This window comes from Staphylococcus sp. FSL W8-0304, from assembly GCF_038006565.1.
GTDB lineage: Bacteria > Bacillota > Bacilli > Staphylococcales > Staphylococcaceae > Staphylococcus > Staphylococcus epidermidis.
Map to the genome: position 1 here is coordinate 1,485,052 of NZ_JBBOVL010000001.1, position 22,618 is coordinate 1,507,669.

Here is a 22,618-nt window from a genome sequence, read left to right on the forward strand (position 1 = left end):
TATAAAAAATATATTGGCGAGCATTATTGTATAGTTTTCATAATATGCTATGATTAAATATGTAGGGAGCAACATGAATTTTCATCCTAGACTCAAACATCCTACGCCGAGTGCTTTAGAGTACACAATCCTTCTCTAAAGCTAAACGAGCAGATTGGATATCTCAATCTGCTCGTCATATACTTGTATCATTTATTTTTACTTTTTCAATTTATTACGTATGCGATCTAATGTATTGAATAACCAATATTTCACTTTATTGATTGGTTTATAGAAATCACCGATTAATTCCTCAATCCTAACATTAAAACCTCTCTTAAAGCGATAAACACCATAGTCTTCACTGTTTTCAGTAAAATCACCTGATAAGCCATAGAAATTATATCTATCATAACCGTTATCAAAACAATAATTAATCATGTGCCAATGCATTGCATATGGTCCCATATATTGATTATATTTTTCTGAAGACCCTCCAGAGAAATAGTTCACTTCATATGCATTAGCAAAGTATACTCCTGAAGCTAAATTTAAAATTTCGCCATCTGTTTGACGTAATTCACTAGCTTGAAGCAATTCTTTTTTATCGTGATCAATTTGTTTATCTAACTCAGCTATTTTCTTTAACTGTTTATCTGTTTTATTTTCTTTTGCCATCATATCATCACGTCGATTTTCTTTATCATTTAGTGATTCTTGCAAATGTTGTATATATTCATTTAAATCTATGTAAGCTAAAGGAACTAATACTTTATCGCCATAATGCTCTATAAAGTTATAGAAATAATCGTCAGTTTTAGAAGCAAATCCAGTTCTAGCTTCAGTCTCTCGGTATAAGTCTAAGAATAAATCAAATTCATCCTTACTAAGAAATCTAACTTTCACACCGTAGTTTATCGCTTTATTAATATTTCGTTTTCTTTGACTATCAAACTCTTTCCTTAGAGATGCAGGGGTTTTGCCTTCTAAATCTAATACCCCCATCCATCTAACTTGGCTGGAAGAATCATATTGGGTTGTAAATCCGTGATGATCATAACCATGTGATTTAAATAGATTTACTAAAGCATCATTTTTTTCTGTTAAAGGATTAATATCTTTATCATAAACTTGATACAACCAGTAAGGATCTAATTTTACATATAAGCATTGATGTTGATGTAAATATTTATCAAGCTCTTTTAAATAAAAATCCACTAAACCTAAATCTGAATAGTCCATTACAGGGCCTCTATTGGAATAATACACATAACTGCCCATTGTAGGGATTTTAGAAAACAGGCTAGCTGCTATCACTCTATTGTCGTCGTCTTTTACACCTAATAACACTACTTGAAACCCATCTGATTCACGTGTAGCAATATTTTCCTTCACTTGGAAATAATGACTTTCTAATGATGGATTTTGTACAAAGTTTTCAAATTCTTTAACTGTTAACTCTGTAAATTTCATAATTAGATAATTCCCTTCTTAAAATCTATTTCTTTAGTTTTTTAAGTGTTCTATAAATGTTATACATTGGTTTATTAATAGGTTTAATAAAGTCACCAACGTATTCTATAACATCGGCATCATAGCCCTTTTTAAACTTAACTACGCCAGCATCTTCAGCATCTTCACTAAAGTCACCACTAATACCATAGAAATTATACCGATTAATACCATGTTCAATTGCATAGTTAATCATCTTCCATTGAACCGCATAGCTCCCTGCAAAATGGCGATAACGATTTGAAGTTCCACCAGCGTAGTAAACTACTTCAAACGGATTAATTATAAAGAAGCCAGCAGAGATGGGTAATTCATTGCCATGTTCTTGTTTTAAGTTTTTAGCTTCATTAATTTTTTGCTGATTTGCATCGAGTTGTTGTTCTAAATTTTCCTTTTTGTTATGTGCTTTTTTATTCTCTGGACGTTTCTCAATGTCTTTTAAAGCTTTATTATAATCTTTATTAAGCACATTTCTTTCATTATTTAGTTCCTCTATATACTCATCAAAGTTAATATAGGCTAGTGGTACTAAAACACGGTCTTTATAATGTTTGAATCTGTTGTAATAAAAACTATCTTCTCTATCTGCAAAATCTTTAGTTTCAGAGGTATCCTCCATAAATGACCTAAATATAGGTAACTCTTCTTCAGATAAAAAGCGGACTTTAACTCCATTTTTCTTAACTTTTTTAGTATTACGCTTTCTTAAACCATCCATGTTTTTTAAAACATCATTAGCACTTTTGTTTGCTAAATTTAGAACAGAATGATATCGGATTTGTAATACAGGATCAAATCCTTTGTGGAATCCTTCGTGTTTATATCCTAAACTCTCTAATTCATCAAAAATCCAATCATGACCTGCATTTCCAGTTATTTCTCCCTCATGATTTAAATATTGATATGGAAGGTATGGGTCAACTCTTAAATATAAACAATTATATTTTTTTACATATTTACTCAATTCATTAAAGAAAAAATGTACAAGCTCTTTATTATTATAATCTATTACTGGACCGCGATTGGAATAAAAATATTTAAATATTTTCATTACAGGAACAGCTGTTAATAAACAAGCTGCAATCACTTCGTTATCATTATTTTTAATTCCAACTAAATGTGACTCGGTACCTTCAGCAACCTTTAATTCGTAATTACCTTCCATTTGTGTAAAATGACTATATGTCATACGATCAGTAAAGTCACTAAATTCTTTAGCTGTCAAATTCGTAAACTTCATCTTCATAACTCCCATTTATATCTTTATATCTATTTCTTTTTATTTTTAGAAAAATAGGTCGTTTTACTTCACCTTTTATATTTAACATTCGGTTCATTTAATACTATTTATATTTCTAATCTAAACAAGTATACAATAGTTGTAGTGAAAACTAAAATATTATCCTGCAAAACTTTTATATAAAATTAAAAGTTAAATCTCGTTTATTCTGTTTATGTATAAAATAATATGGGCTAAACACTAATGTCGCCCATATCACTAATTATTTACTATTATTTTAATTCATTTGCAAGTGCTTTACCAATGTCTTCACTTGATTGGGGATTTTGTCCAGTGATAAATTGACCGTCTTTTTCTACGTGAGATGTAAAGTCATCTTTCACTACAAAATTTGCACCTTGCTCTTCTAATTTAGATTGAGTTAAAAATGGTACTTTATTTTCAAATCCCATTGCTTTTTCTTCACTATCAGTAAATGAAGTTATTTTGACACCATCTACTAGATAGTGATTATTTGCATCTTTTACACCTACAAACACACTAGGTCCATGACATACTGAAGAGATTATTTTATTACTATTTTTAAATTGAAGTAAAATATCAGCTAATTTCTCATTATTGGCAAAATCGTATACAGTACCATGTCCACCTGGTAGATAAATAGCGTCATACTCATCTGCATTTACATTTTCGATACTAGGTGTATCGTTTAAGTGTGACACGAATTTAGCATACTGATTCAGTGATTCATTAGAAACAGAATTAGGATCAAGATTTACTTTTCCACCTTTAATAGAAATAACATCAACATTGATACCTTCTTCAGTCAATATATTATATGGTGCTCCAGCTTCTTCTAACCATAATCCAGTTTCTGTACCGTCTGTAAATTGACTTGTACTTGTTAAAACAAATAAAACTTTTTTACTCATGAATATATACACCTCTTCAAATTAATTGTGATTATTATTTACCCACATTAGTAGTAGGTTATTCAATAGTGATCATTTAATTTTTTGAAGTTACTATTAGTATAGTAGTTAATTCATAGAGTAATCATTGTTTTTGATATGTATATTTTTCATCTATTTTCTTAACTTTGATTTAACTTAATATTAATTTTTATAAAGAATTCAACGTGGTTCTTATTGATTTGATATAAGTGATAAATTCTTTTCTTGAATCTATTTCAATACGTTTTACAATTTCACTACCAATTACAATACCATCTGCAACGGACGCTATATCTTTAACATGTTCAGGATTTTTGATACCAAATCCAGCAACCACAGGAATTTTTGAAACTTTTTTTATATATTCAATTTTTCTCTTTAAATCTGGATGGAACTCCCCACTGTTACCTGTTGTGGCATTCATTGTTACCGTGTAAATAAATCCTTCTGAGTTCTTTGCAATTTGCATAATCCTAGCATCACTTGCGGTCATGGCAATTAACGATATTATTTTAACAGAATGATGATAAAAATCTTTTTTAAACTTTTTTGTAAGTTCGTAAGGTAAATCTGGAATAATTAAACCATAAACACCAGCTTCATCACACTTATCCAAAAATAATTCTTCTCCATAAGCACTTAGAATATTATAATAAGTCATTAATACATACTTAGATGAAATAGTATTTTTATTTTTTATTAATTCATCAAAAATGAATTTAATGTTTGAACCCTCGTCAATAGCGTTGCGCCCTGCTTTCATGATTATAGGTCCATCTGCAACAGGATCAGAAAATGGCACACCAATTTCAACAATGTCTGCTCCATTCTCAGTTAATGTTTTTAAATGATGAATAAAATTTAAATCACCCATAATATACGGAATGAATAATTTACTCATTTTGTTCACCACCGTTTTCTTTGTATTGTTTAATTGTTTCCATATCTTTATCTCCACGACCTGAAATAGTCACAACAATAATTTCTTTTTCATCCATATTTGGCGCTAATTTTTCAACATAACTCAATGCATGTGCACTTTCAATTGCTGGAATGATACCTTCAACTTTTGAGAATGTTATAAGTGCTTCCATAGCTTCATTATCTGTAGCACTTACATATGATACACGACCAATATCATTATAATACGAATGTTCAGGTCCAATACCTGGATAATCTAGTCCCGCTGATATAGAGTGTGCCAATTCAATTTGTCCATCATCATTTTGAATAAGGTACATTTTGGAACCATGTAATACACCTGGTTTACCTTTCCCTATAGCTAAAGCATGATTATGCGTATGACTTCCTTTTCCCGCAGCTTCTACCCCATATAATTTAACATCATCTTGTATAAATGGATAGAACGTACCTATTGAATTGGATCCTCCACCAACACACGCGACTAACGCATCTGGAAGTCGTCCTTCTTTACTTAAAATTTGGCTTTTAATTTCATTACCAATCACACTCTGAAAATCTCTGACCATAGTTGGAAACGGATCAGGTCCCAACGCTGAGCCTAATAAATAATGTGTATCCTCGACATGATTCACCCAATATTGCAAAGCTTTATTTACAGCATCTGATAGTGTTCCTTGCCCATCTGACACAGACACTACTTTAGCTCCTAGCAATTCCATTCTAAATACGTTAAGTTGTTGACGTTTGATATCTTCACTTCCCATGAAAACAATAAGATCCATATCGAATAAAGCAGCGATGGTGGCACTTGCTACACCATGTTGACCAGCACCTGTTTCGGCTACTAATTTAGTTTTCCCCATCCTTTTAGCTAATAGTGCCTGTCCTATCGCGTTATTAATTTTATGAGCACCAGTGTGATTTAAGTCTTCTCTTTTAAGATATATTTTGGCACCACCTAACAATTTTGTGTATGATTCAGCAAATGTTAAAGGCGTTTCTCTACCAACATATTCACTTAAATAATAATTAAATTCTTTCTTGAAGTGAGTATCTGATTTCGCGTCCTCATATGCTTTTTTAAGTTCAATAATAGCTGGCATCAATGTTTCAGGTACATATTGGCCACCATATTCACCGAAAAAGCCCAATTCATCTACTTCTGTTTGAATTTTCATTAATCATTCGTCTCCTTTCAAAAATTTTAATATTCGAGTCATCTTATTAAAATCTTTTTCATTATGTGACTCAATGCCAGTTGAGATGTCATAACCACATTGTCCAAATGAATATATTTCTAATCGTTTTATCTTTTCAAAATCCAAACCACCCGCAATGAGAAAATCAACGCCCTTTATTTTTTTTAATAATTTCCAGTCAAAACTTTGACCTGTCCCTCCGTATGTGATTGATGGTGTATCTATAATAAACATGTCTATCTCATCTTTATACTTTTGAATGTTATTATTTAACTTTCTTGTTGCTGGAATTGCTTTTATGATTCTTATTTTTGAATTAAGTTTCTTAATATTTCTAATTAATTGAATGCTTTCATTTCCATGTAATTGGATTGTGTTAATATCAGTTTGATTAATTATTCTCTTTATGGTGGACATTTGAGGATTTACTACGACCACTACTTTCTCTATATGATCTGGCACTATTTTAGCCAAATATTTTAATTGTTTCAGTGAGACATGTCTCTTACTATCGGGATAATGTATAAACCCTACTGCATCAACTTCTAATTTTTTAATTTTCTTAATATCACTTTCGGTTTTAAAACCACAAAATTTAACTATCATAGAGATTCTTCTTTAACTTTAAACTAGGCAAAAACTGACTTAAGTCATTTGTTTTCATTAATGCCTCCCCTACAAGTAAACCGTCAATACTTGAATCTACTATTTTCTCAACATCTTCTTTTGTATGAATGCCACTCTCTGAAATGTAGCAGCAATTAGACTTTTTAAACTTAAGTAATTTATTTGTATGTAGAACATCGGTTTCAAATCGTTTTAAATCACGATTATTAACACCAATAATTTTAGGGTTAATTTGGTGTGCACGTTCAAGTTCTCTAATTGTATGAACTTCTACTAGAGCTTCTAAATTATGGTTTGTTGCATATGAATACAATTCTTTTAATTGGTCATCACTTAAAATATTTACTATTAATAAAATAATAGATGCACCAGCTCGTTTTGCAACATCTATTTGAATTTTATCAATAATAAAATCTTTACATAAAACTGGTAACGATGTTATCTTTGATAACTGATTTAATCGTTCAAAACTACCGCCAAAGTATTTTTCATCAGTTAATATTGAAATAGCATTAGCACCATATTTTTGATAATCTTTAACTTGTTGAACAAGATCACGTTGCGGTAATTGAGGTACAGATGGGCTTTTCGATTTTATTTCAGCAATAACTGATAATGTTCTATCATAGTTAAGTGAATCAATCAGCTTTCTCCTCTTAACATTTCCGTTATCTTGTAAAATTTCAAGTTTTTTATCATAGTATTTACGCTCAAGCAAAGTTTTTTTATACTCAATAATTTCATTTAAAATAGTCATTACTTAACCTCCCATTTTTAAATATTGTTTCATTGCCATACCTGTATCAATGAGATATTTCGCTCTCTCTACGCCATGTTTGATACTTTCCACTTGCTCAGCAACATATAAAGCAATTCCAGCATTTAACAAAACTACATCTCGTTTACTTGAGTGATCCGTGCCACTTAGGATATTCAATGCAATTTGTTTATTTGTTTGAGGTGAACCACCTATCAACGTGTCATTATTTGCATAAGCTAAACCGACTTCTTCTGCTTTTAAACTATATTTTTTTAATGCTCTTTCGCTGCTAACTTCATAAATGATATTTTCACCAGAAAGCGTGGCCTCATCCATCCCATTTGCACCATGAATTAAAATTGCTCGTTTTCTACCTAAATCCTTTAATGTTTGTGCTATATTTTCAAGTTGTGAAGCTTCATATACCCCCATCACTTGATAAGTTAATTTGAAAGGATTAATTAATGGTCCAATCAAGTTAAAAATTGTAGGTGTTGCAATCGATTTTCTAATTGATTGAAGCTTTTTCATCATTGGATAAGAATCAGTTGCACTTATGAATGCTAATCCTTTCAAATTTAATTGTTGCTCTACTTCGTTCATTTTGTTTGTTTTTATATTCATTTCATGTAATACATCTGTACTTCCTGAATGTGAAGTAATACTTTTATTACCGTGTTTAATGACTGGCACTCCTGCACTTGCTACAACAAAAGCTACAGTTGTAGAAATATTAAAGCTATTTGATTGATCTCCACCTGTGCCACAAACACACATAGCTTTATTATAAAATGGTTGGTTTGGATAGTTTGTCTGGATAAAATATTCAACTAAATACGTTAGCTCATATTGACCCATGTCTTTATTTGTATAAGCTTTCAATAATTCAACCTTTACATTGGTTTCTATATTTGAATCAAACAGTGTAACAATAAATGATTGCATATCTTTTTTAGATAAAGATTTATTTTGTTTAATTTTCTCAAGAAGGGTCATTTTCAACTTCCTCTCGTTGCTATATTTATAAAATTAATAATGATTTGTTTCCCATTTTCTGTAGCGAATGACTCTGGATGAAACTGTATGCCATAATGTTTTCTGTTTTTGTGTTGGAAAGATTGTATACTATCATATGTTTGGCCAGTGATTAATAAACTTTCTGGAAATGAGCATGGATCACTAATTAATGAATGATAACGCATAACTTTGAAACTTGACTTAATTTCTTTGTATAGTGGTGACTGATTAACAATAGTTAAAGTATCTACTTTTCCATGTTTGACACAACTACCTTGTATAACATCGCCACCGTAATAACAAGTGAGCGCTTGTGCACCTAAGCAAACACCTAAAATAGGTAAATTTTCGAAATTTTCAATTAATTTAATTAATAATTGATTGTCTAATGGATGTCCAGGTCCTGGTGAAATAATAACTGCTGTAATACCTTTCAGATTACATATATCTGTATCATCGGGATATTTAACAATCGTTTCACATTGTTTTTCTACAATATCTACAAGATTGTAGGTAAAAGAATCATAGTTATCTATTATTAATATCATGGAGTTACCTCCAATAAACTTTTAGCTTTAAGTTTTGTTTCTTCAAGTTCTTTCTCTGGAATAGAATCATATACTACTCCACATCCTGCCTCGACACTGACTTTTTCCTCATCGATAATCATGGTACGTATAGCCAATGCAAAATCTAAATGATGATTACAGTTGATATACCCAACACCACCGCTATAGATACCTCTTTTATAAGGATAAGATTCGTATATTCTCTGTATAGCTCTAAGTTTAGGTGCACCTGAGACAGTACCCGTTGGTAGCAAACTTGCGATGACGCTCATAGGAGATAGATGGGGTTTTAATTCTCCAATAACTTCACTAACGATATGCATGACATGTTCATAACGTTCTATTGTCATTAGTTTGGTAATTTGTGAAGTGCCTGTTTTACTTATTCGATGAATATCATTTCTTCCTAAATCTACGAGCATACGATGTTCACTCAATTCCTTTTCATCTTTCATTAATGTCTTTTCATTATTTTCATCTTCTTTTTTATTTTGACCTCTTTTAATTGTTCCAGCTATAGGATTCGTATAAACTTTTCCATCTTTTACCTTTACAAAACTTTCAGGAGAACTTCCTATTACAATCGGTACATCTTTATTAATATAATACATATATGGACTAGGATTTTGTCGCTTTAAATTTTGATATAACTGAAAAGTTAATTGATGTAAATTGTGTTGAAAATGGTGTTTATAACTATAAATTCTTGAAGGAACTACTTGAAACATATCTCCTTCAGTAATTTTCTTTTTTAAAATTCTAATAGTTTGAACAAATTGTTGCTCTGATATATTGGTGGTTATATGTCGAGGGATGGATTTATAATTTATATCCTCAACCGAAAAATGTATGTTTTTTAAATCTTCAATTTTACGTTCAATAGATTCCTTTAATCTCTCTTTTGTTCTATCAGAAAATAAGTTACTTGCGATAATATATAATTCATCTTTATAATGATCAAAAACAAATACATCTTCCACTAGATAAAATTGGACATCATGAGTTTGATGATCTTCTAATTTAATATCTTGTAATTTTTTAAATTCATGTCGTACTAAATCAAAGCTACATGTCCCTATAAAGCCCGAAATAAAAGGTAAATCTTTTAAATATTTATCTTTGATTTCAAAATAATATTTATCTACAAATTCCTTAAGTCGTTGATACGGTTGATTCTTAACTATTTCACAATGATTGTCTAACTTAATTAAAAGTTGAGAATTATCTAATGTAATTTTGCCATAATGATCGAATACTACTATCGAGTACCTACCTTTAAGTTTCTGTTGATTTGTACTTTCAAAAATGATCTTTTTTTGTTTTAATTTTGCTAAAGCTTCTGGCGTAATTTGAGCATTCACCTTTTTGTATACAATATCCATTGATTTCCTCCTTTTCCGAAAAAAATCAGCCTCCTTCGTTATAAGGACGCTGACGCGCGGTACCACCTTTATTAGCAGAATATAATATATTCATAGCTCACTTGTTCAATTTATGTTAAGTTGTTCCACAAAACCCAATTTCACTAAAGACGGTGTTAGTTCTCATCTACCACTAACTTTCTGGTGCTACCTCAACTTTAGTTACTTCACTTTGCTTCAAAAAAACCACAATAACGCTATCATTCTATAAGGACGCGTTACCGTGGTGCCACCTTAGTTAACATATATGTTCACTTTAATGATTAAGTTAAAATTTGAAAGCCCATTTCATCTATTATCATGTGCTAATTTACATCTACCATTAGCTTTCTGCTTGCTACAAAATATAATGATTACTCTATCAATCAAATTATCTGATTTTTCTAATTATTTAGTATAATACCTATCCTCCTCCAGTTTGTCAACTAGCTTAAAATGAAAATGAAAAATTTGTTGTGTTTATCTTTATTTCCTATACAAAATGTACTGAAATCAAACTATAAATCTTTCTTTATTTAATATCTTAAAATCATACATAAGTTATATTTGTTATTGAATACTTGAAATGACTCATATACAATATTGTTATTCTGAAAATTCTGAAACAAGGAGGCGCTCTATGCGAAATATTTTATTTGTAGGGTTAGGCCTTATTGGCGGTAGCTTGGCGAGTAATTTAAAATATCATTACAGTAATTTCAATATTCTTGCATACGATTCGGACTACACACAACTTGATGAAGCCCTTTCTATAGGTATTATTGATCAAAAAGTTAATGATTATGCTACTGCTGTTGAGATAGCGGATATAATCATCTTTGCAACTCCTGTTGAGCAAACAATTAAATATCTATCTGAACTTACAAATTACAATACAAAAACTCATTTGATTGTAACAGACACAGGTAGTACCAAACTTACTATACAATCATTCGAAAAAGAATTATTAAAACATGATATTCATTTAATTAGTGGTCATCCTATGGCAGGAAGTCATAAATCTGGTGTTTTAAACGCGAAAAAACATTTATTTGAAAATGCTTATTACATTCTTGTATTTAATGAAATCGAAAATAATGAAGCCGCGACATATTTAAAGAAATTACTTAAACCTACGTTAGCAAAATTTATCGTTACTCATGCAAATGAACATGATTTCGTAACCGGTATAGTGAGTCATGTTCCACATATCATCGCTTCAATTTTAGTTCATCTAAGTGCTAATCATGTCAAAGACCATTCTTTAATCGAAAAATTAGCAGCCGGTGGCTTTAGAGATATAACTCGTATAGCAAGTAGTAATGCTCAGATGTGGAAGGATATCACTTTAAATAATCAAAATCATATTTTATCTTTACTTAACGAGATTAAAGAACAAATTACTGGTATTGAAAATTTGATACGAGAACAAAATAGTAATAGTATTTACGATTTCTTCGTTAAAGCTAAAGATTATCGTGATCAACTTCCTGTTAAACAACACGGTGCAATATCTACTGCGTATGATCTTTATGTTGATATCCCTGATAAGCCGGGTATGATAAGTCAAATTACAAACATCATAAGTTCACATAATATTTCTATTATAAACTTAAAGATTTTAGAAGTACGGGAAGATATTTATGGAGCTTTACAAATCAGTTTTAAAAGTCCCGAAGATCGAGAGAATGCTATAAAAGCCCTCGCAAATTTTGATACTTATTATTAAATAAATCCCCTTCAAGTCGTTATCTTTTCGCTTCTATATGTTGCACGACGAGGGGGACTCTCTTTGTATATCTACATTTTATGACCAGCCATTAGTCCTAATCGACCATGCTTTGTACCAGCTTCGGTGTATGAAGTCGCTTTTGACACAATTCCTTTTCCATATTTTAAATGTAAGTGATCAATGGTTTTAGCAAGTTTTACATCTTTCTTACGTTCATATTCATCAATGAATAAGTTGAGTTGTCGATCGCTTTCTTTAATAAACTGAGTTAACGATACACTTAACGTTCTATACAATGCTTTTTTGTCACACAGACGATTTGCAAAATAATTAATGACTTTGAATATATCTCTTTCTAAATTTGTAGGATCCTCCAAAGTATATTGCTTATGTATGCCACCACCTTCAGCATAACCGAAAGAAAAATGAATTGTTCGAGCAAGCTTCTTTTCTGCTCTTAAACGACTTGCTACATCTTCTATCAATTCTTGCATGACAACTTTGGATTCTTCAAATTGATAATCTCGCATTAGAATCTGACTTTTACATATTGAAGGATTTGTTACTTTATATTTTTCTCTTACTTTACTTTGATCAATACCGTTTGCATGTAGATGCATATCTATACCTAAAACTCCAAAATCTCTTTTTAAATAATGATATGGATACTTTGCTAAATCTCCTATTGTAAATATTCCTCTTTTATTCAATTTCTTTTCTGTACGCTTATTAATCCCCCAAAAATCTCTAAGTGGTTGAATTGGCCATAATTTTTCAGGTACATCTTGATAACGCCATTCAGCTATACCGTTTTCCGAATGCTTAGCTTCAATATCCATTGCAACCTTGCTCAATAGCATATTCGAGCCTATTCCAATGGTACAGTGAATACCTGTTTCTTCTAATATTTCATTTTGAAATCTTTTACAAAAAGCAAAAACTGTTGAATTAAATCTATGGTAACTATCCGTTACATCCATGAAAAATTCATCAATACTATACTGATGTAAATCTTCAGGTGGAACGTACCGCAGTGCAATCTTTGAAATTGCAACAGATACATTTAAATACTTTCTCATACTTGGATTAATAATATAAATGTCATTACGATGTGGTATCTCAAAAAGTCTTGATCCCGTTTTAATACCTAATTCTTTTAACTTTGGAGTTGCTGCTAGAACGACCGAACCTTGCCTTTTCGTATCTGCTACAACTGCTAGTTTAGTTGTTAATGGGTCCAATCCTTTTTCCATACATGATACACTCGCAAAAAAACTTTTTTGGTCTATGCAGAGTACATCCCTATCTTCTAATAAATTGTAATCATACATAACTGATCCTCCCTTACAAAAACATTATATAAGAACACATGTTCTATTTCAATATTTATAAGAACATTTGTTCTTATTCATTCTTCTCATTTTCATGCTATACTAAAAGAGCCAACGTTATATAGCAAAGGAGAATGTTGATTATGCCAATCATTAATGTGAAATTATTAGAAGGCCGTTCTGATGAACAACTTAAGGATTTAGTTACAGAAGTCACTCATGCTGTAGAAAAAACTACAGGTGCAAATAAAGAAGCGATTCACGTGGTCATTGAAGAAATGAGAAAAGATCATTATGCTGTCGGTGGCGTAAGAAAATCTGATCAGTAAACATAAAATCCCTGAAGAGGCTGGGACATAATTCCCTAGCATAATAGCCAGTAAATGAGTTTTCATAAATTCATTTACTGGCTATTTATTTACAATACTTCGTATTGTTGGCTCGCTTTCTTAGGGGACAGCTTCAGCCTGTAGTCTTCAGCTTGTCCTGTTCCCTCAAGAGTCTCGCCAAAATACTTTATAAAAATAAAGCCCTTTCGTATAATTTAATAAATATCAATAAACTAAATTAACGAGGTGCCTTATGTATAAAGAATATAACTTGACTTAACATACTCTATGGAAACTTCAGTTCTTATCCCCACAAATGATATTTCACGACATGTAAATGATATTGTAGAAACAATTCCCGATACTGAATTTGATGAATTCAGACATCATCGTGGCTTAATATAAGAAAAGTAACAGCTCAACGAGCTGAAAATAATCAAAAAAATTATAAAAAAGACAATTTCTATATTTTTTCAATAGAAATTGTCTTTTTTACTTATCTTGAACCTTTTTGTCCCAGCCTCTTCAGGGATTCATTTTTTAATTATCTTCAAAGAAATTTTTGATTGCTTGCTTATTTTTCTCAGAGTCTATTTGAAGCGCACTACCATCATTATTTGTATTAATATCTTGATAGCTTCCTTTAATAGGGACTGTCAAAGATTGCACATCTTTATCTCCACGAATTCCAAAACTTATACCTGTTTGAAAAATCGCAGAGTTAGGCATATTTGTATTAACATAACCTCTTAAAATACCAGCAACTTTTGGTAGTTTCGCAACTGTATTGAAATTAACTAACTCTTGCTTTAATGTTTGCATCACTTGTTGTTGTCTTCTCACACGACCAAAATCGCCTTCCGGATCATGACGGAATCTAGCATAACCAAGTAATTCTTTACCATTTAACTTATGATGTCCTTTTTTCAAAGACACACCTATATTTTCAGACATGTCTTTTTCCACATCAATTGGGACACCATTAGGCTGTAGTTCATCTATCATTTTTTCAAATCCAGTAAAATCTACTACAGCGTAATACTCAGGATTAACACCTAAATTTTTGTTAAGTGTTTTTCTTAACAATTCCGGGCCTCCAAGTGAATATGCGGCATTAATTTTATATTTATCATAACCAGGAATATCAGCATAAATATCTCTCATGACAGACATCATTTTCATTTTTTTATGTACGTAATCATATTGAACAATCATAATCGAGTCAGTACGTGATTTACCACCTTGAGCCTTATCCGCGCCAAGGACAAGAACTGAAATCTTCCCATCATTTTTCATATTCCCATTAAATTTATGCACCTTAACATCCTTAGCATGTTCTTTAGCATACTTCATACCACTGTTATACTGATGGGTAATATACACAATGATAGAAATTAAAATAATAAGGATGACTAAAATGATAAAAGGTAACTTCCGCATTCTTTTTTTATTTCTTCGCCTAGAAGGTGTCGAAGTTGTTCCTTTCTGTCGTCGATACTCTGTTTCTTTAATATCCTTCTGTTCAGTCATATTTACCTACCTTATACCTTCAAAATTACATATCTATATACTATAATTAATATGTATTAACGTTATAGAAAAAGTATTCAAATTGCAAGAGTTTTTTAATAAATGGTACTAAGGTCCAATGAGAGGATGGCATAAATGAATATCAATACTGCATACTTTGCTGGTGGCTGTTTTTGGTGTATGACTAAACCTTTTGATACATTCGATGGTATCGAAAAAGTCACGTCGGGATATATGGGAGGACACTTAGTTAATCCTTCTTATGAAGAAGTAAAAACTGGATCTACTGGGCATTATGAAGTGGTTAAAATTGAGTATGATGTTGCTCTATTTTCATATCATAAATTATTAGAAATTTTCTTTTCAGTTATCGATCCTTTGGATGATGGTGGTCAATTTCAAGATAGAGGTTCTCAATATAAGACTGCTATTTTCTATTCAAATGAACATCAAAGACAGTTAGCAGAACAATATATATGTGAACTCCAAGATAGTTTTAACGCTGATAAAGCAATTGCAACAAAAATTTTACCGGCATCAACTTTTTATGAAGCGGAAGTATACCATCAAGATTTCTACAAAAAGAACCCTGAACGTTATGAACAAGAACAACAAGATCGTGCTAATTATGTCAAAGATAATCATATGTAAATAATAGATTGGACCATGATTCATTTTGAATATATCATTCCATCTTGAGAATAAAAAATATGAATGAAGAATTTTGATAAAAATATTTTTTCAATTAAGTCAACAACTACCTTACATTAAAAATGCCTGGAACAACAATTGATGTTCCAGGCTATATTTATGGATATTTAGAGATAAATGTTTAAAATATTCATTATTTATGGCGTATGACTCTCATCACTTTAAGCATACTCTCCCACAGAGAATAATGCTTTTGATAAACTAAAAATCTAGGTTCCCAATTGGGGCTATATTTTTCTTTATAACGTCTTAATCCTTGAAAACGATATAAACCATTGAAATGTTCAAATACACGTCCTGCCATTCTCTCTCTTAAATAAGAATAATGCAATTGACCTACATTCGAGAGTGTCGCCATTCCCATATTAAATGCTTTATACCCCTTTTCTTTACTCCATAACAACATATGAAGATATAATCCATCCATTAAAGGTAAATCCAATTCAGGCAACCATCTAATTAAATCAACAGATATTGCATTATTAGAATAAGTAGGCATCAAACTACAAAATGCAATCATCTTGCCAGAATGATCTCTCATTACTCCAATAGGTGCTTTCGATAAATAAGTTTGAGTAAATTGACCTACAGAAAAATGCATTTCACTTCTTCCATCCAACCATTTATCACTCACAAATTTAAGTTCATCAAAGAAATCTTGAGTAAATGGTGGTTCAATAATTTCAAAATTGATATTTAAATCATCAAATTTATTGAGCGTCGCTCTGAAACCACGTCGCTTTTTACCAGATGTTGTAAACGTTGTTAAATCAATAATAGCTTCTTCACCTAATTTGAAGAATTGATTCCCAAAATTATGATATAAAGGCATATATTGATCACTTATTTGATAAAAAATAATCTCATAACCTTGATACTCTGCAAACTGATAAAATGCTTCTAATAATGACTCGAATGATTTAGTATTGCCAATTGGATCACCCAAAACGACAAGGGCATTGGACTTATATCGATACATAATAAAAGAATCTTTATTTTCATTAAAGAAACAATCTTTGTCACCACTATAAACAAGGTGACTTAAATAATTACCACCGTATTTTTGAATAATTGCATCGCAAAGTGTTAAATCAATGCTATGATGAGGGCGTTTATACTTATAGTCAAAAAGCCAAGCAATAACGCCAACGAGTAGCATAATAATAACAATGGTCATCCAAAAGTAATATCGTAATAAAGACGTATCAATCTCAATATGATAAACATCTAATGCATATAAAGTTCCTGATATTAAAATATGATTTAAATAAAGAATAAAGATACTAAGAAGTAGCATAAACGCCAACTTTTTAAAGCGTAATGGTCGTTTAAGTACTTGCGCACGTTGATAAGCTAAAATCAGTAACACAAATATGATAATGAGCCATGACAATAATAAAAATGACGCATAAGTATATATAGTCGCACTAGCAATTAAAATAATAGAAATAAAGGCATAAATTATTGCACGACGACTGCCTTTATAAATACCTCTTACATTTAAAATAAGTAACAAACAAGCACTCGTTTGTATAGCTAAAGCAATATAATAGGCAAAATGATTTCCATCATACAATCCATCATAGACAATAGTTAAATTGTTAATAAAGAAAATAATACTAGTTAAAAATATTAAAATCGCTAACGAAAATGAAGGCACTTTAGCTAAAATATCTTTCTGATAAGACCTCAAAAATGAAGTGAAGTCTTTTACAGGTATAAAGTACTTCGAATTGTCGAGATATTTTTTAGCAGTATTTCCAAATTCAAATGAAGATAGTATAAGCGCAATCATCACTGGCACAAAATAATAAGCAAATCGATATAAAACTAATGCTAGAAGTATCTTTTCTTCAGAAATACCAAGTGATTTCAGTCCTAGTAACACGACTAAATCAAACGCGCCAAAACCACCTGGAATAAAACTAACTAAACCAGATAAAGCTGCAATAACAAATATACCTACAAAAGTCATAAATGAGATATGTATATCGACAATCAATGCAGCAAAATATAATACAGTAGCTGCTGCCATCCACTCAACACATGATACAACTGTACAATACACACCCATATAACGATTATTTCTATCTACAGGTCGTGCGACGGTATAAAAAATAAAAATTGGTAAAAATAATGCAACAATATATAAAATCCAACGTACCCACGAAATTTCATCAATCATGTGAGAAGCATTAAATATACGCAGGACAACTAAGATGGATAATAAACTTAATCCCGTAAGCATAGATACTAAAATAATAGAAATATATTGTACAAGTTTTTTCGTGTCATTAGTATAATTTTTATACACAAAAGCTCTTACGCCTGCACCTATAAACCCTCCAAAACCAATTATAGAATTAAGGGCGTTGATAATATAACTCACTCTAAAGACTCTAATCAACGGCATTTTAAGTTTAAGAGCCTTTACTAAAATAATATCGTACAGTGATAATAAGATGAGTGACAGTCCCCCACCAGCAAATAGTAGTACGAGCCATAATCTATTAATTTTGCCGAACTGTATGAATGTCTCTTTAAAATTGATATGTGATAATTCTCTATAGAGTGTAAAAATTACAAAGATAAATAAAGCAGTGGCGAAAATAAATTTAAAAAAAGAAAGTAATTTACTTTTTAATTCTTGTGTCATGTTTTCACTTCGATTCTAATTCAATATGATATATATCAAAATATATCATAAAGCTATGTCATATAGAATATCAATAAGCAAGATGAACCTTACATTATTGTAATACAATTTTCACATCATCCGCGAGATTAATTTGAATAAAATCATTTATCATATGATTACTAAGCATATCATGATTGCAAATGTATGTGATTTAAAAATAAAAAAGACTGGAACATTGTTGTTTTGTTGTTCCAGTCTAAAATTATATATATTATTGTTTAATTCCTTTTTCTTCTTCAGTGATAGTGTACTCACCAGCATCATTTCCATAGTAGCGATTGTATCTTCGTTTAAATAACATAAATATGTGTGAAACCAATACCTTAAGTACAGCGTATAGAGGAATACCAATAATCACACCAACAATGCCCATTAAATTTCCTGCACATAATAAAATGAAAATAATTGTTAAAGGATGAATTTTCAATGTTTTCCCCATAACGTTAGGAGAGATAAAGTGGCCTTCAAAGAATTGGACAAGCGTCCATACAACAGCTAACTTTAATAACATTAAAGGTGAAGTAATAATCGCGATAACAATCGCAGGTGATATTGCTATTGTCGGTCCTAAATAAGGAACCACACTAGTTACTGCAGCAATACTTGCTAAAACTAAGGCGTACTTAAGACCAATAATTGAATAGCCAATAAATAGTAATAATCCAATACAAAATGACACAATAATTTGACCTTGAATGTATGAACCAACTTGTACACTCATCTTTTCTAACAAGTCATGAAAATCTTTTCTAAATTTAGGTGGCATAATTTTTGTAGTATAATCTTTAAATTTATGACCATCTTTTAACATAAAGAATAACACAAAAGGTGTAGTCCCAATAACAATACCGATATTTGCGACTGCCTCAGCAAAAGTTGCGAGTTTAGATCCAAATCCGTCTGAGTAATCTGAAACCATAGATGGTATCTTTTTCTGAGCAGATTCTAACCATTCGTTCACTTGTCCCATGTAACCAGATAAAATGGTATTATTATTAAGTTTATCAAGTGAACGCGTAATTTTATGTAAATAATTAGGTGTATTTTTGATAAAACTTTCTATCTGTGATCCAATAATTGGAATAAGTAAATTAACTATTAATGTAATAATACCAACAATTGCAACATAAATAATTGTTATACCTAATAATCTTGGAATACGATATCTCTCCATCATATTTACAATAGGATTGAATAAATAAAATAGCACTAATGAAACAATAATAGGTGCTGCTATTGTATTAAATACAATAATAAATGGTTGAAAGACATATGAAATTTTATCAAAGATAAAAATGACAATACCTAAAAGAACCAATGCAATTAAAGCATAAATAAGGTCATTTCCGCCTAAAAACCTCATAAATCTAGACTCTGACAAACTAAAAAAATGGCTTTTTTTTCCATTTATTTCTTTTTCATTTTTCATTAAATTCACCACGCCTTAAAAATACATCTATTTACTTTTTAATTTATTGTAAAAATAAGCTTAAAAACACAATATTTATCTTACCACAAATAACAATACTCTAATCATTAAAGTCACTTTTCTTATTAAAAGAATATTTTAAGATTTATTCACTACTAATTTGAACTTCAAAATGATTGATATGTAATGTTAAATAAACTATTTCCGCTTCGTATACATACACACTAAACTCACGTTGAATCATTTTTAATATTTTATAAGCCGTATTAAAACTACGAGGATACATAGTTTTTATCATCGATATAAAATTCTCCTGTGCTTCTAAATACTCACCTTTAGTTAATCGATATATTAAAAATTGTATGTGTCTTATAAAACGCTGATATTGTATTGTTTGTTTATCAATTGAATGTTGTAAATCAGTTTCAATAATTGTAATACTCTTATTGATTAACTTGTTTATTACTGAAATATCGTGAATTGATAATTTTTCAGAGTTGGATGCAATATGTAATGCGATGAATCCAATTTCATCTTCTGGAAAATGTACGTCTAAGGTTTTATTTAATTTATCGATTACCTTTCGAGCAACATTGTATGCATTACTATAGAGATGTTTTGTTTCAATCACAAATGGATTTGTAATCATTTGATGTTGCTTAAGTCTTTTATAGGCATAAATGATGTGATCTGTAAGTGCAACAACCAAATTTTTATCATCTGTAATTAGACCAGATTCATTGATAATATTAACTGATTCTATCACCGCTTGAACAACATGATCTTCTCCGAGCTCCAAAAGTGTTTTGTAGTGTTCTTGTTGCTCTTGTTGTTCTAATTTATAAATTTTTTCTATTGAAGCATTCTCTTGAACTGTCATACCAACCTTTTTATTAAAACCAATACCTTTACCAATTAAAACAACCTCTTGATGATTTTTTGTGCATATGATGACATTGTTATTGAGTGTTTTCGTTATTACATACTTGCTCATCATAATCACCTTTCTAATATCATTATTAAAATTATAATGCTTAATACCTAAATTGAAAAGGAATCTATTTTGAAATTTTTTACTGTTATATAGAGATTGAATCAATGACATCAATACTTTAAATCTTGCCAAAAATAAAGCGGCTTGATACATCAAGGGATATGTATCAAGCCGTTATTTTATTGATTTATTCACTATTTTTTTGGCATTTTTGCATGTTGTCCCCAAGTCTCAATGCCAAATAAATTTATTTCTAAGTTTTCGGGTTTAAACACAGGTCTCTTACCTTCTTTACGCTGTCTTTGATAATCTTTCATCACTGCAAACGCAATATTCGACAAACCTATAATTGATATGATATTTACTATTGCCATAAGACCCATAAATAAATCGGCAGTACTCCAAACTGTTTCTGTTTTAGCAACAGCACCTACAAATACTAAAAGTACTACAAAACATCTAAAAATAAATAATATCATCTTATTGTTAGATAAAAATTCAATATTGGATTGTCCATAGTAATAGTTACCTACAACAGATGAAAATGCAAATAAGGTAACTGCTACAGTTAAGAAAATACCTCCTGCTGAACCTAAATGTTCGTTCAACGCTGATTGCGTAACTGCTACACCTTGAGGCGCGCTATCACCAAATTGCAAACCAGAATATAATAAAATCATAATTGCTGTAGCTGTACAAACAAGCATAGTGTCAAAGAATACACCTAATGATTGAATTAAACCTTGTTTAACGGGATGGGGCACAGCAGATGTAGCAGCAGCATTAGGTGCAGATCCCATACCAGCTTCGTTTGAGAATAAACCACGTTTAATACCTTGAAGAATAGCAGCTCCTACAGCACCACCAGTAACCTGCTGAACTCCGAATGCACTTTTAATAATAGTGCCAATCATAGGTACAATTTGATCTATATTGAGTAATAAAATGATTAAAACCATACCTATATAAACAATAGCCATAATAGGCACAATAAGTGAAGATAGTGTAGCTATGCTACGAACACCACCAAAGATGATAATACCTGTAATAACTGCAAGTACTATTCCAGTAATTACCGGGCTAATATTGTATTGTGTATTTAATGATTCAGCAATTGTATTCGCTTGAACAGTATTAAATACAAAAGCAAATGTAACTGTAATTAAAACAGCAAATACAATTCCAAGCCATTTTTGGTTTAGCCCTTTTGTTATGTAATAGGCTGGTCCGCCACGGAATCCACCTTCTTTGTCATGTACCTTATAAACTTGAGCAAGCGTTGCTTCCATAAATGCACTAGCTGCACCAATAAAAGCAATAATCCACATCCAGAAGACTGCACCGGGGCCACCAAGAACAATAGCAGTTGCAACACCGGCAATATTTCCAGTTCCTACTCTTGACCCAGCACTAATCGCAAAAGCTTGAAATGGTGAAATACCCTTCTCACCACTACTTAAAGTTTCTGGCTTTTCAGTTAATGCTCTAAACATCTCTGGTAACATTCTGAGTTGAATAAATTTAGAACTAATTGTAAAGAAAAAACCTGCTGTTAATAATAATCCAATAAGATATTGAGACCAAATTAAGTCATTCCCGACTTGAACAAATGTTTTAAACCAGCCAGGAATTAAGTTATCAAAATCTTGCAAAACGAATCCCTCTCATCCACTTAAATTTATCG

19 protein-coding genes and 1 pseudogene are annotated in these 22,618 nt (G+C 30.8%); 4 read left to right on the forward strand and 16 right to left on the reverse strand.

Features of this window, described 5'->3' with window-relative positions:
• Positions 1 to 198: 198 nt before the first annotated feature.
• The 10 genes from NST35_RS06950 to NST35_RS06995 form a co-directional block, all read right to left on the reverse strand.
• On the reverse strand, positions 199 to 1,452 hold the full coding sequence (locus tag NST35_RS06950) for an aminoacyltransferase (protein ID WP_002439665.1): 1,254 nt from the start codon (positions 1,450 to 1,452) through the stop codon (positions 199 to 201).
• 25 nt (positions 1,453 to 1,477) lie between these two features.
• Entirely contained in the window at positions 1,478 to 2,731 is a 1,254-nt protein-coding gene (locus NST35_RS06955; RefSeq protein ID WP_001830979.1) for an aminoacyltransferase, read from the reverse strand.
• A 272-nt stretch (positions 2,732 to 3,003) separates the two neighbouring features.
• A complete protein-coding gene (locus tag NST35_RS06960) occupies positions 3,004 to 3,663 on the reverse strand; it encodes a type 1 glutamine amidotransferase domain-containing protein (protein WP_002486098.1) in 660 nt (219 codons plus the stop codon).
• A gap of 190 nt (positions 3,664 to 3,853) precedes the next feature.
• Positions 3,854 to 4,585, reverse strand: coding sequence for a tryptophan synthase subunit alpha (gene trpA / locus NST35_RS06965; protein ID WP_002456200.1), 732 nt, complete (start codon positions 4,583 to 4,585; stop codon positions 3,854 to 3,856).
• Positions 4,578 to 5,786: a tryptophan synthase subunit beta gene (gene trpB / locus NST35_RS06970; protein ID WP_001831324.1), complete on the reverse strand. Its 1,209-nt coding sequence runs from the start codon at positions 5,784 to 5,786 to the stop codon at positions 4,578 to 4,580. Before trpB ends, trpA begins: the two co-directional genes overlap by 8 nt.
• 3 nt (positions 5,787 to 5,789) lie before the next feature.
• A complete protein-coding gene (locus NST35_RS06975; RefSeq protein WP_340747284.1) occupies positions 5,790 to 6,413 on the reverse strand; it encodes a phosphoribosylanthranilate isomerase in 624 nt (207 codons plus the stop codon).
• Entirely contained in the window at positions 6,403 to 7,191 is a 789-nt protein-coding gene (trpC, locus tag NST35_RS06980) for an indole-3-glycerol phosphate synthase TrpC (protein ID WP_001831115.1), read from the reverse strand. Before trpC ends, NST35_RS06975 begins: the two co-directional genes overlap by 11 nt.
• Before the next feature lie 3 nt (positions 7,192 to 7,194).
• Entirely contained in the window at positions 7,195 to 8,190 is a 996-nt protein-coding gene (trpD, locus tag NST35_RS06985; protein WP_001830976.1) for an anthranilate phosphoribosyltransferase, read from the reverse strand.
• Positions 8,191 to 8,192: 2 nt separating this feature from the next.
• Positions 8,193 to 8,759 carry an anthranilate synthase component II gene (locus tag NST35_RS06990; protein WP_002500285.1) on the reverse strand — a complete coding sequence of 189 codons (567 nt, stop codon included), beginning with the start codon at positions 8,757 to 8,759 and terminating at the stop codon, positions 8,193 to 8,195.
• Complete coding sequence (locus tag NST35_RS06995) at positions 8,756 to 10,162, reverse strand: anthranilate synthase component I (protein ID WP_001831072.1); 1,407 nt, start codon at positions 10,160 to 10,162, stop codon at positions 8,756 to 8,758. Before NST35_RS06995 ends, NST35_RS06990 begins: the two co-directional genes overlap by 4 nt.
• Before the next feature lie 658 nt (positions 10,163 to 10,820).
• Here NST35_RS06995 and NST35_RS07000 point away from each other — a divergent pair.
• Positions 10,821 to 11,909: a prephenate dehydrogenase gene (locus NST35_RS07000; RefSeq protein WP_001831297.1), complete on the forward strand. Its 1,089-nt coding sequence runs from the start codon at positions 10,821 to 10,823 to the stop codon at positions 11,907 to 11,909.
• Positions 11,910 to 11,980: 71 nt separating this feature from the next.
• Here NST35_RS07000 and NST35_RS07005 read toward each other — a convergent pair whose 3' ends face one another.
• Entirely contained in the window at positions 11,981 to 13,243 is a 1,263-nt protein-coding gene (locus NST35_RS07005) for a Y-family DNA polymerase (RefSeq protein WP_001831129.1), read from the reverse strand.
• A gap of 143 nt (positions 13,244 to 13,386) precedes the next feature.
• On the opposite strand from NST35_RS07005, the gene NST35_RS07010 reads away from it, so the two are divergent.
• Positions 13,387 to 13,572 carry a 2-hydroxymuconate tautomerase gene (locus tag NST35_RS07010; protein ID WP_001831035.1) on the forward strand — a complete coding sequence of 62 codons (186 nt, stop codon included), beginning with the start codon at positions 13,387 to 13,389 and terminating at the stop codon, positions 13,570 to 13,572.
• Positions 13,573 to 13,626: 54 nt separating this feature from the next.
• Positions 13,627 to 13,814: pseudogene (locus tag NST35_RS07015) on the forward strand (hypothetical protein).
• Positions 13,815 to 14,112: 298 nt separating this feature from the next.
• On the opposite strand, the gene NST35_RS07020 reads toward NST35_RS07015, so the two are convergent.
• The gene (locus NST35_RS07020) at positions 14,113 to 15,102 is read right to left on the reverse strand and encodes an LCP family protein (RefSeq protein WP_001831067.1); all 990 of its coding nucleotides are present in this window, start codon (positions 15,100 to 15,102) and stop codon (positions 14,113 to 14,115) included.
• Positions 15,103 to 15,237: 135 nt separating this feature from the next.
• Between NST35_RS07020 and msrA the strand changes: the two genes are divergently transcribed.
• Positions 15,238 to 15,753 carry a peptide-methionine (S)-S-oxide reductase MsrA gene (gene msrA / locus NST35_RS07025; RefSeq protein WP_002456531.1) on the forward strand — a complete coding sequence of 172 codons (516 nt, stop codon included), beginning with the start codon at positions 15,238 to 15,240 and terminating at the stop codon, positions 15,751 to 15,753.
• A 193-nt stretch (positions 15,754 to 15,946) separates the two neighbouring features.
• Here the strand turns inward: msrA and mprF are convergent, their stop codons facing one another.
• The 4 genes from mprF to NST35_RS07045 form a co-directional block, all read right to left on the reverse strand.
• Entirely contained in the window at positions 15,947 to 18,469 is a 2,523-nt protein-coding gene (gene mprF / locus NST35_RS07030; protein WP_002456532.1) for a bifunctional lysylphosphatidylglycerol flippase/synthetase MprF, read from the reverse strand.
• Between the two features lie 253 nt (positions 18,470 to 18,722).
• Positions 18,723 to 19,940: an AI-2E family transporter gene (locus NST35_RS07035; protein WP_002446374.1), complete on the reverse strand. Its 1,218-nt coding sequence runs from the start codon at positions 19,938 to 19,940 to the stop codon at positions 18,723 to 18,725.
• Between the two features lie 145 nt (positions 19,941 to 20,085).
• The gene (gene glcT, locus NST35_RS07040; protein WP_002456203.1) at positions 20,086 to 20,934 is read right to left on the reverse strand and encodes a glucose PTS transporter transcription antiterminator GlcT; all 849 of its coding nucleotides are present in this window, start codon (positions 20,932 to 20,934) and stop codon (positions 20,086 to 20,088) included.
• Between the two features lie 194 nt (positions 20,935 to 21,128).
• The gene (locus NST35_RS07045) at positions 21,129 to 22,586 is read right to left on the reverse strand and encodes an alanine/glycine:cation symporter family protein (RefSeq protein ID WP_001831046.1); all 1,458 of its coding nucleotides are present in this window, start codon (positions 22,584 to 22,586) and stop codon (positions 21,129 to 21,131) included.
• Between the last annotated feature and the right edge of the window lie 32 nt (positions 22,587 to 22,618).

Bases quoted from the DNA above. Each gene is read 5' to 3' on its own strand.
- NST35_RS06975 (WP_340747284.1), bottom strand. From the start codon at position 6,413: ATGATAGTTAAATTTTGTGGTTTTAAAACCGAAAGTGATATTAAGAAA.
- NST35_RS07000 (WP_001831297.1), top strand. From the start codon at position 10,821: ATGCGAAATATTTTATTTGTAGGGTTAGGCCTTATTGGCGGTAGCTTG.
- NST35_RS06990 (WP_002500285.1), bottom strand. From the start codon at position 8,759: ATGATATTAATAATAGATAACTATGATTCTTTTACCTACAATCTTGTA.
- glcT (WP_002456203.1), bottom strand. From the start codon at position 20,934: ATGAGCAAGTATGTAATAACGAAAACACTCAATAACAATGTCATCATA.
- trpB (WP_001831324.1), bottom strand. From the start codon at position 5,786: ATGAAAATTCAAACAGAAGTAGATGAATTGGGCTTTTTCGGTGAATAT.
- trpA (WP_002456200.1), bottom strand. From the start codon at position 4,585: ATGAGTAAATTATTCATTCCGTATATTATGGGTGATTTAAATTTTATT.
- trpC (WP_001831115.1), bottom strand. From the start codon at position 7,191: ATGACTATTTTAAATGAAATTATTGAGTATAAAAAAACTTTGCTTGAG.
- NST35_RS07005 (WP_001831129.1), bottom strand. From the start codon at position 13,243: ATGTATGATTACAATTTATTAGAAGATAGGGATGTACTCTGCATAGAC.
- NST35_RS06960 (WP_002486098.1), bottom strand. From the start codon at position 3,663: ATGAGTAAAAAAGTTTTATTTGTTTTAACAAGTACAAGTCAATTTACA.
- NST35_RS06995 (WP_001831072.1), bottom strand. From the start codon at position 10,162: ATGGATATTGTATACAAAAAGGTGAATGCTCAAATTACGCCAGAAGCT.
- NST35_RS06955 (WP_001830979.1), bottom strand. From the start codon at position 2,731: ATGAAGTTTACGAATTTGACAGCTAAAGAATTTAGTGACTTTACTGAT.
- mprF (WP_002456532.1), bottom strand. From the start codon at position 18,469: ATGACACAAGAATTAAAAAGTAAATTACTTTCTTTTTTTAAATTTATT.
- NST35_RS07020 (WP_001831067.1), bottom strand. From the start codon at position 15,102: ATGACTGAACAGAAGGATATTAAAGAAACAGAGTATCGACGACAGAAA.
- msrA (WP_002456531.1), top strand. From the start codon at position 15,238: ATGAATATCAATACTGCATACTTTGCTGGTGGCTGTTTTTGGTGTATG.
- NST35_RS06950 (WP_002439665.1), bottom strand. From the start codon at position 1,452: ATGAAATTTACAGAGTTAACAGTTAAAGAATTTGAAAACTTTGTACAA.
- NST35_RS07035 (WP_002446374.1), bottom strand. From the start codon at position 19,940: ATGAAAAATGAAAAAGAAATAAATGGAAAAAAAAGCCATTTTTTTAGT.
- NST35_RS07010 (WP_001831035.1), top strand. From the start codon at position 13,387: ATGCCAATCATTAATGTGAAATTATTAGAAGGCCGTTCTGATGAACAA.
- trpD (WP_001830976.1), bottom strand. From the start codon at position 8,190: ATGACCCTTCTTGAGAAAATTAAACAAAATAAATCTTTATCTAAAAAA.